The organism is Pseudomonas gebzensis (assembly GCF_034427815.1).
GTDB lineage: Bacteria > Pseudomonadota > Gammaproteobacteria > Pseudomonadales > Pseudomonadaceae > Aquipseudomonas.
Window position 1 is genome coordinate 129,848 of the sequence record NZ_JAXQNS010000012.1, and the last position, 12,321, is coordinate 142,168.

The 12,321-nt window shown below is 64.9% G+C and carries 11 protein-coding genes; 1 reads left to right on the top strand and 10 read right to left on the bottom strand.

Annotated features, from left to right (window positions below; genetic code table 11):
* Positions 1-131 precede the first annotated feature (131 nt).
* Positions 132-734, top strand: a complete 603-nt coding sequence (locus SJI00_RS20435) for a LysE family translocator (protein WP_322463483.1) — start codon at positions 132-134, stop codon at positions 732-734.
* Here the strand turns inward: SJI00_RS20435 and SJI00_RS20440 are convergent.
* The 10 genes from SJI00_RS20440 to gap all read right to left on the bottom strand — a co-directional run bounded on the left by SJI00_RS20440 (position 712) and on the right by gap (position 12,202).
* Positions 712-1,611 carry a LysR family transcriptional regulator gene (locus tag SJI00_RS20440; protein ID WP_322463484.1) on the bottom strand — a complete coding sequence of 300 codons (900 nt, stop codon included), beginning with the start codon at positions 1,609-1,611 and terminating at the stop codon, positions 712-714. The genes SJI00_RS20435 and SJI00_RS20440 overlap by 23 nt on opposite strands.
* A 93-nt stretch (positions 1,612-1,704) precedes the next feature.
* Positions 1,705-3,084: an amino acid permease gene (locus SJI00_RS20445; RefSeq protein ID WP_322463485.1), complete on the bottom strand. Its 1,380-nt coding sequence runs from the start codon at positions 3,082-3,084 to the stop codon at positions 1,705-1,707.
* A gap of 294 nt (positions 3,085-3,378) precedes the next feature.
* Entirely contained in the window at positions 3,379-4,887 is a 1,509-nt protein-coding gene (gene gcsR, locus SJI00_RS20450) for a transcriptional regulator GcsR (protein WP_322463486.1), read from the bottom strand.
* Between the two features lie 66 nt (positions 4,888-4,953).
* A complete protein-coding gene (locus SJI00_RS20455; protein WP_322463487.1) occupies positions 4,954-5,316 on the bottom strand; it encodes a DUF5064 family protein in 363 nt (120 codons plus the stop codon).
* A gap of 135 nt (positions 5,317-5,451) precedes the next feature.
* Positions 5,452-5,859, bottom strand: coding sequence for a YbaN family protein (locus SJI00_RS20460; protein ID WP_322463488.1), 408 nt, complete (start codon positions 5,857-5,859; stop codon positions 5,452-5,454).
* Positions 5,860-5,908: 49 nt separating this feature from the next.
* Positions 5,909-6,517, bottom strand: a complete 609-nt coding sequence (locus tag SJI00_RS20465) for a biliverdin-producing heme oxygenase (RefSeq protein ID WP_322463489.1) — start codon at positions 6,515-6,517, stop codon at positions 5,909-5,911.
* Positions 6,518-6,629: 112 nt separating this feature from the next.
* Positions 6,630-9,224 carry a TonB-dependent receptor gene (locus SJI00_RS20470; RefSeq protein WP_322463490.1) on the bottom strand — a complete coding sequence of 865 codons (2,595 nt, stop codon included), beginning with the start codon at positions 9,222-9,224 and terminating at the stop codon, positions 6,630-6,632.
* Between the two features lie 186 nt (positions 9,225-9,410).
* Positions 9,411-10,373 carry a FecR family protein gene (locus SJI00_RS20475; RefSeq protein ID WP_322463491.1) on the bottom strand — a complete coding sequence of 321 codons (963 nt, stop codon included), beginning with the start codon at positions 10,371-10,373 and terminating at the stop codon, positions 9,411-9,413.
* Positions 10,374-10,458: 85 nt separating this feature from the next.
* On the bottom strand, positions 10,459-10,971 hold the full coding sequence (locus SJI00_RS20480; RefSeq protein ID WP_322463492.1) for an RNA polymerase sigma factor: 513 nt from the start codon (positions 10,969-10,971) through the stop codon (positions 10,459-10,461).
* A 229-nt stretch (positions 10,972-11,200) separates the two neighbouring features.
* Positions 11,201-12,202, bottom strand: a complete 1,002-nt coding sequence (gene gap, locus SJI00_RS20485) for a type I glyceraldehyde-3-phosphate dehydrogenase (protein WP_322463493.1) — start codon at positions 12,200-12,202, stop codon at positions 11,201-11,203.
* Positions 12,203-12,321: the final 119 nt, after the last annotated feature.

Consider the following 12,321-nt stretch of genomic DNA (forward strand, 5'->3'; position numbering starts at 1 on the left):
ACACCCTGTGCAAGCGGCCGGTCCGGCGCTCCGATTGGCCGCGCCGGGCTGCAAGGCAGGCCGAATGATTGCTACACCATTTATTACCCACAAAAGGGCCTCTGCTGATGACATCCGCCACGTTCGTTGCCATGACCCTGTTCGCTTTGGGCATGTCCCTCTCGCCGGGCCCGGTGAACCTGTTGATCCTTGCCTGCGGTGTTCAGCATGGGTTTGGCCCAAGCCTGTCGCTGGTGTTCGGCGCCACGGTGGGTTTTACCCTGCTGTTGATCCTGACCGGGGCTGGGCTGAGCAGCGTGCTGGCGTGTCACCCCCTGCTGCTGCAGGTGCTGGCACTGGCCGGTGCGGGTTTCATTGGCTATCTCGGCTACACGCTGGCGACGTGCGCACCCACCCAGGCGACGCCCAGCCAAGCCCGGCCGCGTTTCATGCAGGGGTTCTGGCTGCAATGGCTCAACCCCAAGGCCTGGATTGCCTGTGCCTCGGGCGTGGCGCTGTTCGCCAGCCCCGAGGCAGCACCTGACAGCCTGCTGGCTTTTGTGGTCATCTACTTTGTGGTCTGTTACCTGTCGCTGGCGGCCTGGGCGCTGCTCGGGGCGCAGGCGGCCGGTGTGCTCGACAGCGAACGCCGCCAGCGCCTGTTCAACCTCACGCTGGCCGCGCTGTTGATCGGCACGGCGGCCTACATGCTGTATCTGCAGCTACGCGACTTCATGCCAGCGCTTGGCCGTTGAAAGCGTTGTACAGCGTATTGATGAGGCGATAGGCAAGGCTGCTGGTGGCGATGTTCGGTGGCCACACGGCATACACCTTGAGCGGCTCCAGAGCCCAGTCCGGCAGTACGGCCACCAGCTCGCCAGCGGCCAGCGCCCCGGCGCAGAGGAAGTCGGGTGGGGCGGCCAGCCCAACGCCCAGCAGGGCCATCCGGTGCGAGGCTTCGACACTGTCCACCCGGACTCGCGAGGTGTAGCTGAGCGAGGCCTGTTCGCCCGTGTGCCGGTGGTGGAACTGGCGGGCGTCGGGGCGCATGCTCAAACCGATCCAGTCTAGGCTGGCAAGGTCGCCGGGGTGCTGCAGTGGCCCGTGTTGGGCCAGGTAACCTGGGCTGGCGACCACGCGGCGCGGCAGCAGGCACAGGTGGCGCGCTTTCAGGCTGCTGTCGGGCAGCTCACCGATGCGAAAGGCCACGTCGATGCCGTCGGCGATGATGTCGTGGCGGCTGTCGTCGCAGCTGATGCTCATGCGCAGGTCTGGGTGGTCCTGGATGAACGTTGCCAGATGCTGGCTGAACGCGCTGTTGATGAACAGCGCGGGCATGGAGATCCGCAGGCTCTGCTGGGTCGACACCGCGCGCTGCTTGAACTCGATCACACCCTTTTCGTACAGCGCCAGCATGGCCTGGGCGGTGTCCAGCAGTTCGGCGCCGGCCGGGCTCAGCGACAGCTTGCGGGTGTTGCGGTAGAGCAGGGCAGTGTCGAGGTTGTGCTCAAGCCGGGTCAGGTGCTGGCTGGCAGTAGCGGTGCTGATGCCGAGCGCTTTGGCCCCCCCGGAGATCGAACCGACCTCGGCGATCTTGGCAAACACGATCAGGTAGCGAATGTCATCGATCATCGTGAGCGCCGCTCGTCTCGCCTGAAAGGGGGCGCAAGCCTAGCAGCAAATACGCCAGGCCCTCGCCCTCATCGACATCGCAAGCCGATTGCCTCAGCGCTCAGCCACGAAGGCGCCCGTTACTGCTGGCTGGCGCCGGCGCATCACGAAATAGGCCGCCACCACCAGCAAGGAGGTGCCCAGGGTGAACCAGAACTGGAAGCGCGACGTAGGCTCGAAGGCCTGGGTGGCGATGACCCCGACCAGCGCCAGCAGCGCAAGGATGTTGGCGTAGGGGAACAGCCAGGCGCGGAAGGCCGTGGGGTCGACGGGCTCGAAGCGGGTTTGCCAGCGCATCGCCAGGTGGGCAAGGATGATGAAGATCCACACGATCATCACGAAGGTGCCACTGCTTTTGGCCAGGGTCATGAACAGGTCGCCGCCGCTGGCGAAGTGCACGCTGAGGATCCCCAGGCAGATGCACAGGCTCAGCAGCAGGGCATTGAGCGGTACCCCCTTGGTGGTGGTGCGCGAGAACAGTTTCGGTGCATGGCCACGTTCGCTCAGCGAGAACAGCATGCGCGAGTTGGAGAACATGAACGAGTTCATCACCGACATGAAGGAGACGAACAGCACGATCTTCATCGCCACCGCGGCACCCGTGAAGCCCGCCAGGTTGAACAGCGAGACGTAGGGCGAGGCCAGGTTGGCCTTGTCGGTCCACGGCAGGCAGAGGATCAGGATCGAAACCGAACCGACGTAGAACAGCATCACCCGCACGATCACGCTCTTGATGGCGCGGATCACGTTCTGCCGCGGGTTTTCCGATTCGCCTGCGGCCACGGCGGCAATTTCGCTGCCGCCGAGGGAGAAGATCACCACCACCACCCCGGCCATCACCGGCGACAGGCCGTTGGGCATGAAACCGTCGTGGGCGGTCAGGTTGACCAGGCCGGGCGAGGGGATGTCGCTGTGCAGACCCATCAGGATGGAGATGCCCAGCGCCATGAAGATCAGGATGGTCGCGACCTTCATCGCTGCCAGCCAGTACTCGACTTCGGCGAACGAGCGTACCGAATAGGCGTTGCTGGCCATCAGCGTCACCAGCATGAACACCGCGCCGGCCCAGATCGGCAGCCACGGCAGGAAGTCATGCAGGATGGCGCCGAGCAGCACTGCCTCCAGGGTGATGGTCATCATCGACTTGAACCAGTACAGCCAGCCCACGGTAAAGCCGGCCCATTCACCCAGGTAGCTGTTGGCGTAGGTCGAGAACGAACCGGCATCGGGGTTACGGCAGGCCATTTCGCCGAGCATGAACATCACCAGCGTCACTACCAGGCCGCCGATGAAGTACGCCAGGATCGCGGCCGGGCCGGCCGAGGCGATCAGCGAACCAGACCCCATGAACAGCCCCGCGCCGATGACGCCGCCCAGGGCGATCATGGTGACGTGACGTTGCTTCAGGCTCTGCTTGAGACCATTGGATTGCATTTGCGTGTCCTCTCTTATTATTGGGAAGAACCGGCACTGCCTGGCTGAAGCGGTGTCACGCGTCAGTCGAGTCGGTTCCCACACAGGCATCGTGGTGCGCTGCGTCAATGCATCCAGCGTGACTGGGCATTGGCCATCAGGCCTGCAACCTTGGACAAGCGGGCCGTATTGCTCAAACGAATTCTGCGCACAACATCCTGCGTTTTTTTCCTGAGGCGCCTGAGTTAGAGCGTATGGCGCGGTGGCAGTGGCGTGCGCGGAATGAATCGGCCGGCGGTTGCGCCGGCCGGCGGATCATTTTTCCTTGCTGATGCCGTATTTGCGCAGGCGCTGAGCGATGGCGGTGTGCGAGGTCTGCAGGCGTGCGGCGAGCAAGCGGGTGGAGGGGTAGCTGGCGTACAGGCGTTGCAGCAACTCACGCTCGAAGTCGCCCACGGCACGCTCCAGGCTGGCGACGCCGCCGACCTGGCCGCTGGCCACCGATGTGCCGGCGATGTCCAGGTCGTCGATCTCGACCACCTGGCGCTCGCAGATGGCGGCGGCGCGGAAGATCACGTTGTGCAACTGGCGCACGTTACCTGGCCAAGGGTTGGCCAGCAGCGCGGCGTGGGTGGCAGGGCTCAAGCGGCAGGGCGGGCGCTGAATCTGCGTGCAGGCCTGGGCCATGAAGCCGTGCGCCAGCAGCAGAATGTCTTCGCCGCGCTCGCGCAGCGGCGGCACTTGCAGGTTGAGCACGTTGAGCCGGTAGAAGAGGTCTTCGCGGAAGGTGCCGGCTGCGACCATGCGTTCCAGGTCGCGGTGGGTGGCGCTGATGATGCGCACATCGACCTTCACTTCACGGTCGCCGCCCACCCGGCGGAAGCTGCCGTCGCTGAGAAAGCGCAGCAGCTTGGCTTGCAAGTACGGCGACATCTCGCCGATTTCATCCAGAAACACCGTGCCCTGGTTGGCCAGCTCCATCAGGCCCGGTTTGCCGCCGCGTTGCGCGCCGGTGAAGGCGCCCGGGGCATAGCCGAACAGCTCGCTCTCGGCCAGGCTTTCGGGCAGCGCGGCGCAGTTGAGCGCCAGGAAGGGCGCGGCGCGGCGGCTGCTCAGGGCATGGCAGCCGCGTGCCACCAGTTCCTTGCCGGTGCCGGTTTCACCATGCACCAGCAACGGCGCATCGAGCACCGCCACGCGCAGCGCGCGGGCTTTGAGGGTGCGAATCGCCGGGGACTCACCGAGCAGGGCGTCCAGCCCGTCGGCGTGGTCATGGCGCAGCGCCGACAGGCGTTCACCCATGCGCGTGGGCGGGTACAGGGTGAGCAGGCCACCGGCATTGGTGATGGGGTTGGCGTCGAGCAGCAGGCTCTGGCCATTCAACTGCATTTCGCGCATCGGCAGGCGGAAGTTGTTCTCCAGCAAGGTCTGGAGCAGGCCAGGATCCCCGAACAACTCGCCCACAGAGCGCCCGGCTGACTCGCGGCCGCACAAGGCAATCAATGCCGGATTGGCCAGCAGCACCTTGCCGGCGCTGTCGACCGCCAGCACCGGATCGCTCATGGCGGCCAGCAGGGCGTCGAGCTGCAGATGGCGGCGTTGCCCGGGCAGAATGTCGACCACCGCCACCGACTGCACGCCGTGCACGTCGAGCAAGGCGTCGTGCAGCTCCTCCAGTACCGCCGGGCTCAGGGTCGGGGCGTCGATGTAGACGTTGGGCGGGACCATCTCCACCGCATCCAGGTTGAGGTGGCGGGCACCCAGCAAGGCGAGGACTTCCTGGGTGATGCCGACGCGGTCGATGAAGCTGACATGGATACGCATGGGGTGCTGGGGCCATGGCCGGAGGGGCGCACAGTATGCCTTGGCCCGTCCGGCAACCCCAGCGCGTCAGGTCAGGTGTTCGGGCTTGACCGGGTCGCCGGATTTCACATCGAGCTGGGCGCGGACATCCTCGAACATGAGGTCGTAGAACGTGTGGGAGGACGCCAGGCTGGTCGCATCTTTGGGCAGGCCGTGCTTTTCCGCCAACTTGGTGATGTGCCGGGCGAAGTCGAAGGCCTGATCTTTGGGCAGGAAAAAACTATCGTCCATGGGCGTGCCGTCGATCGTCCCGTGCAGACGAAACGTCATGCCGGTACCTTCCTTGGGGTCTTGGAACACCTCGTAATCGATACACAGGTTGTAGCTGTGGTCGGTTTTGCTCAGCGCATGGCGCTCGATGTGCAGGTGGCCGGGGTTGAAGATGGCCATGGGATTACCTCCGATTGATCAATGAAGAGCATCGTCGCAACGGACGGGCTGGTGTCAACGGTAGCTGATACCTGGGTCGCCGTGCTGCGCCAGATGGCTGCCTGACCGCAGGCCGGGATGCCTCATTGCCCAACGTCATTGACCAACGTTGCACGGCGGCGTCGGGCGTTCGGGGCGAGACCAGATCCACAGGTTTCCGAGGGTCATGCCGGCGATGGCGAGAAACACTGGCCAGCGATGTTCCAGCACGACCAGCATCAAGACCGCACACAGCAGCATGCTGACCGTTGCGCTGACCTTGGCCCGCCGCTGGATGACCTTGCCGTTGCGCCAGTTGTACAGAATCGGCCCGAACAAGCGATGGCTTTCCAGCCAGGCGCTCAGGCGCGGTGAGCTGCGCGTGGCGGCCCAGGCGGCCAGGAGGATGAATTCGGTGGTCGGCAGGCCGGGAATGACGATGGCGATCAGGCCGATGCCCAGGCTCGTATAGGCCAGCAGCGCGTACAGCAGGCGGGTCAGGCGGGAGCGGGCAAGTCGGGTCATGATCTCACTGCAGTGAATCCGGCCACACGGGGGTGGCCGAGCGGGCATGTCAGGCCAGGGCGGCGTCGGTCGCGTAGGCGTGCTTGAGCAATTCGGTAAAGCGTTGGAACGCAGCCACGGCGGCGCGTTCGGCGGCAGTATCTTCTTCTGGCGACAACGCCAGGGCATCGAGCGTGCGGGTGAACTGCTTCCAGCCCTCGGCACGACCGCCTGCCGGTTCTCCGAGGTGACGCGCGCCGAAGGTATCGGACAGTTGCAGCGCCTGGGCCCGCTTGATGAGAAAGGCCGCGCCCAGTTTGGAGCCTTCGGAAACGAATATCCAGCCTAGCGCCTCGGCCTGGCTGGGGCCGTGCAGCGCGCCGGGCAGCGGCGCGGGCACATTGCAGCCGAGGTCGGCGAGGTCAAGTTTGGCCTGCTCGGCGCGGCAACGCTCTGCCAGGTCCGGAAACAGCGCGATCAGTGCCGGATCGCGGTACAGCGGCTGCAGCTCGGCCTGGAACAGGTATTGGGCGACCACAAAACGAGCAAAGCGCTCGCGGCTGGAGAACGGTGCGTGCGCCTTGACCAGTGCATCCAGTTCGCTGTGCGGCGCGTGGGTGACCTGGTTCAGGCGTTGCGAGCGCAGGCTGGCGCGCTCGGGGGCGGTGGCGGTGGTCATGGGCAGTCCTTGGAAGTGGGGGCGTCTGTGTATGAAGACGAAACAGCCGAACAAAAGCGGTAAAAAATTCTGCCGAACGCGGCGCATGCAGCGGCGCGCTCGGCGAGTGAGGTCAGATGTCCCAGATCAGGTTGATTGCCACGTTGCGGCCCGGCAGGGTCAGACGGTCGAGGTTGGCGGGCTGGGTCACGCCGGCTTCACCCAGGCCGTCGTAGCCGCGGATCGAATCCCATTGCCAGTATTTCTTGTCGGTGAGGTTGTAGAGGCCGGCGTTGACGGTCAGGTCGCGGGTGATCTTGTAGAAGCCGGTGAGGTCGAGCACGCCGTAGCCGGGGGTGCGGAACTGGCTGCTGGTGCCGTCGGGGGCGAAGAAGGTGGTGTCATCGACGCGGTTCTGGCGCTTGACCAGGGTCCAGCTCAGCAGGCCGCCGTAGTGGGGTTGCTCGTAGCCCAGGCCCCAGACCGAGGTCAGTGGGTTGACGCTGTTGAGCGGCTGGCCGTTGTCGTCATTGCGCCCGTGGGCGTAGGCGATCGAGCCCTGTGCATACAGCCCGGACGCTGCGCCGAAGTGGTCGAGGTCGAGTCGGCCCTTCACTTCAGCACCCTTGATGGTGGCGCGCTTGACGTTGTTGGCCTGGAAGGTGGTGCCCAAGGCGGCTGACTGCACGGCATCTTCGTTGATGAAGTCGCGGTACGTGTTGTAGAACACCGCAACGTCGAAGTTACCGGCCTCGAAGCTGCCGCGCAGGCCCGTTTCCAGGCTCTTGCTGATTTCCGGCTCCAGGTCTCGATTGCCTTCGACGCGGTAGCCCTCGGTTGGGTTGTCGAAGCGGCCGTACATCGATTTGGCGGTCGGCGTGCGGAAGCCTTCGGCGTACTGGCCGTAACCGGTGTAGTGCTCATCGAAGGTGTAGGTCACGCCCAGCTTGGGCGAGACCCGGTGCCAGCGCTTGCTGGAGGTGTCGATGGCTGCCGGCCCGGTGCCGGCATTGCCCTGCAGGCCGAGGAGGAATTCGTCGGTGGCCTTGGGCTTCATGCGCGTGTAGTCGTAACGGGCGCCGGGCAGGAACGTCCAGTCGTTCCAGCGGATCTCATCCTGGGCGAACAGGCTGTAGGTGGTGACGGTTGGATCGGGAAAATCGCTCACCTTCACCTGGCCGTCGCCGGGCCGCACGAAGCCCACGCTGGGGCAGCCCGCACCGATGGCCAGGCAGGTGCCGGTGCCGCTGCGCGCGCCGGTGACCTTGTTCTGCTTGAAGGTGGTGCCGTAGGTCAGCAGGTGCTCGGTATCGCCCAGGGCGAAGGCCTTGTCGAATTGCGCATCGAGCGTCCATTGGCGGTCTTTGTAGGTGGTGTCGCGGGTACGCAGCACGGTGCGGCTGAAGGGGAAATACACTTCCTCGGTGTGCTGGTCGGTCTTGGCGATCTGGTAGTTCAGGCTCCACTTGGCATGGTCGGCCAGGGCGCTGTCCAGGCGCAGCTCATGTTCCAGCCCGAAGCGCTCGCGGGTAACGGTGTCTTCGGCCTGGCGGCTGCGGTAAAAGCCAAAGCCAGCACCGTTGTTGAACGGGCCGCCGACCGCGCTGCGCACGTTCTGCTCGCGGTCGTTCTTGAAGCGCTCATAGACCACGCCGATGCGGTCGTCGTCGGTGTAGTTCCAGTTCGCTTTGGCCAGCACGTTGCTGGTGCGCGCATCTTCGGGGTTGGCCGAGGTGCGTTCGAGGCCGTCGCCGCCCTGGCTGCCATAGGACCGGGTTTCGTGCCCATCGCGCCGGCTCAGGTGCAGCAGGCCATCCACGTCCCCGCTGCGGCCGGCGACCGTGGCCGACTTCAGCCAGCTGTCGTCGGCCGAGCTGTAACCGGTCTTGAGGCGGGCGCCGACGTCTTTGCCGGGCTTGATAATGTCGTCGGGGTCGAGGGTGAAGTAGCTGACCGCGCCGCCGATGGCATTGCTGCCATAGAGCACCGAAGCCGGGCCGCGCAGAATTTCGACGCGCTTGATGATTTCCGGGTCGACGTAGTTGCGCTGGGTTTGCGCGTAGGGGCCGAAGAAGAAGCTGTCGGGAATGGCCACACCATCGATCTGGGTGAGAATGCGCTCGCCGTCGATGCCGCGGATGTTGTAGCCGTTCAGGCCACTGCGCTGGCCGATGCCGCCGACCGACACACCCGGCTCGGAGCGCACCAGCTCGGCAATGGTGTTGACGTTCTGGCGGTCGAGTTGCTCGCGGGCCTGCACGCTGACGGTGCTGGGCACCTGCGTGACGTCCTGTTCGCTGCGGGTGGCGCTGATGGTGGTTGCCTGCAGGGCGACGGTGCGGCCCTGGGCCACGGGTGGCCGCTCGATCACCACATTGCCCGCACCAAGGGTGCGATAGGCCAGCCCGGTGCCGTGCAGCAGGCGTTTGAGCGCAGCGTCGGGCGAGAGTGCGCCGCGTACGCCGGCGGACGAAACGCCGTGGCCCAGTTCGGCGGAGTAGCCCACTTGCCAACCCGTGACCTGGGTGAAGGCATTGAGGGCTGCGCCCAGTGGTTGCTGGTCGATGGCGAAGCGGTAGTCACCCGAACGCGGGCTGCTGGCCTGGGCGGGCTCTGCCGCCAGCGCCGGCAGGCTGCAGACGCCGCCGGCAAGCATGGCCAGGGTCAGCAGTGACAGCTGCCCGACACGGCGGGATGGAGTAGACGGGCGGTTGAAACCTGTGGACATCGAAAGCGCTCCCTGTCGCGCGAACGTTATAAGTGCTGATTCGTTGTTCGTGAAGAACAAGAATCAGTCGCATTGGCTATAACGAGACGCAAGAGGGTGGGCAAGCGCGTAAAAATAAATGCCTGAGCGTGAAAGACAGGGGCCAGCGGCTGTCGTGATCGCCGCTGAAACCGTGTGGATGCGTAGCTAGTTCAGGATCACCAGCGCCGGGTATTCCTGCAACTGGGCCGAGGTGATGTGAGCCAGGGCGCGCAGGGTTTCCAGTGGCTGGTCAAGGCGGTAGTTGCCGGTCACCGCCAGGTTATTCAGGCGCGCGTTGCGGTTGATGATCCAGCCCGGGTAATAGCGCTGCACCTCGGCCAGAACCTGGCTCAGCGGGCAATTTTCAAACACCAGGCGGCCGTCGATCCAGGCCAGCGCCTGACCCATGTCGGCTTGTTGCGGCTGGCTGAAGCCTGTCGGGCCAACGTTGATGCTGTCGCCTGCGCGCAGGCGGATGCGCTGGTCGCTGGATGATTGCAGGTCAACATCACCGCGCTGCACCCGCACCTGGGCCTGGCCATCGAGGTAGCGCACGGCGAAATCGGTATCGCCAGCACGCGCGCGCAAGGGCCCGGCCTGGACTTCCAGGGGGGGGTGTGCGCCGGCAGGCACCTGGAAATACGCCTCGCCTTGCAGCAGCCGGGCAATGTGCTGGCCCTCGCGGCGGTCGTTGGCCAAGGCGCTGTTGGTGTTGAGCAGAACCTGTGCGCCGCCGTCCAGTTGCAGACGCTGGCGTTCGCCGACCGTGGTCAGGTGGTCGGCCTGCAAACGCACTGGCAGGTTACCGAAGCTGAGCACGCCGACCACCAGCAATGCGGCGGTGGACAGCGGTTTCCAGTGGCGGCGCAGGCGCGCTGTCCAGGCACTGCGCTGACGTCGATTCAATTGCCCGGCCGCCTGCTGCACCGCGGCGCCGTTCCACAGTGCTTCGGCATGCAGGTAGGCTTCGGCATTTTCGTCGGCTTCCCCCAGCCACGCGGCAAAGGCGCGTTCGTCATCAGCGCTCGCGCATTGCAGCCGTACCAGCCACGCCAGCGCCTGCTCGCGCGCACGGGCGCGGGCATCGACGGGGCTGTCAGCAGGGCGGGCAGGGGAGGGATCGGTCACGAAGAGTCCTTGCAGGGCGCGTGGGGCACGAGATGATCAGGGCTGGTGCTCAGGCTGGCAAGCCGTTCACCCTGCAGCCGGTCACTCAGCCCAGGCGATCGGCGACACCCATGCAGATGGCCATGATCAGCTTGAGTTCCTTTTGCACGGTGCTGGCCGACACCTTGAGCTGCTCGGCGATTTCCACGTAGCTGGCGCCGTGCACCCGGCTGAGGACGAAGATGCGCTGCTGGCGTGGGCTGAGCTGGCCGAGCTGGCTGCTCAGATGGCGCAGCAACTGTTCGGCGTGGGCGGCGTCTTCGCTGCTGCCCAGCGGCGCGGCAACGTTATGCAAGACCTGCTCGGGCACATCGTCGACCAAGGTTCGCGCCTGCGCACGGCGGGCACGCAAATGGTCCAGGGCGAGGTTGCGCGCGGTCTGGAACACGAAGGGTTCAAGGTGGGTGACTGGCCGCTCGCCGAGCGCGCGGGTGACGCGCAGGTAGGTTTCCTGCAGCAGGTCTTCAGCAGTGCTGGGGTTGCCGACCATGCGCTGCAAGGTGCGCAGCAGGGGAAGACGCTGATGGACAAAGAGCGCGTTGAACCGGGACTGACTCACGGGGGAACCTGACCAAAGGAAAGTTATTGATAATGCGTATCATCTTCCGCTGGGGTCAAGGTCCGAACTCACAAGATTGGTTAAGTCATGCGTCGGCTTCACTCAGGTGCGCACCGGCCCCGAGGCTGCAAGGCAGCGCTGGGAGCCCGCAGGCCTGAAGCACACGAGGCGACAGCCCTGTTCAGCACACGCTGATCGATGCCGATCAGCGTGTGCTGAGGGCCTCGGTTCAGCGTGCGCTGAACAGGGCTCGGCAGTTGTCCAGCATGCGGTTGGAGAAGCCCCATTCGTTGTCGTACCAGGCCAGTACCTTGAGCATGCGACCACTGACTTTGGTGTGGTTGGCGTCAAAGATCGATGACAGCGGGTTGTGGTTGAAGTCGCACGACACCAGCGGCAGCGTGTTGTAGCCCAGCACCGGCGACTGACGGCTGGCCTCGGCAAGCACCTGGTTGACCTCCTCGCGGCTGACCTCACGCTGCAGGTTCACCGTCAGGTCCACCAGCGACACGTTGATCACCGGCACACGCACGGCCATGCCGGTCAGCTTGCCGGCCAGTTCCGGCAGCACCAGCCCGACCGCTTCGGCGGCACCGGTCTTGCTCGGGATCATCGATTGGGTAGCCGAACGCGCCCGGTACGGGTCGCTGTGGTACATGTCGGTCAGCACCTGGTCATTGGTGTAGGCATGGATGGTGGTCATCAGCCCCTGCTCGATGCCGAACTCGCGGTGCAGCACCTGGGCCACCGGGGCCAGGCAGTTGGTGGTGCAGGAGGCGTTGGAAATGACCTGGTGCGAGGCACGCAGCACATCGTGGTTGACGCCATAGACCACCGTGGCATCGGCGCCCTTGGCCGGCGCCGAGATGATCACCTTGCCGGCGCCCGCACTGAGGTGCGCAGCGGCTTTCTCGCGATCGGTGAACAGGCCGGTGCATTCGAACACTACGTCCACCGCTTCAGCTTTCCAGGGCAGGTCCGCCGGGTTGCGGATGGCGCTGACGGCAATGCGGTCGCCATTGACGGTAATGCTCTCGTGATCGACTTCCACCTGCGCATCGAAGGCGCCATGCACGCTGTCGAACTTGAGCAGGTGGGCGTTCATGGCGCTGTCGCCCAGGTCGTTGATGGCGACGACCTGGAGGTCATCTCGATAGCCTTGGGTATAGAGTGCGCGGAGCACGTTACGCCCAATGCGGCCGAATCCGTTGATGGCGATGCGAATGGTCATGGCAATACCTCTGGCAGTCTGGGGAAGCCTGTGGCAAAAAGAGTGGCTTCGCTGAAACGGTTTTGTTGTTGGAATTACAAGATTATTCCCTCACAGATAGAAAACAACCCTTTTTGGTG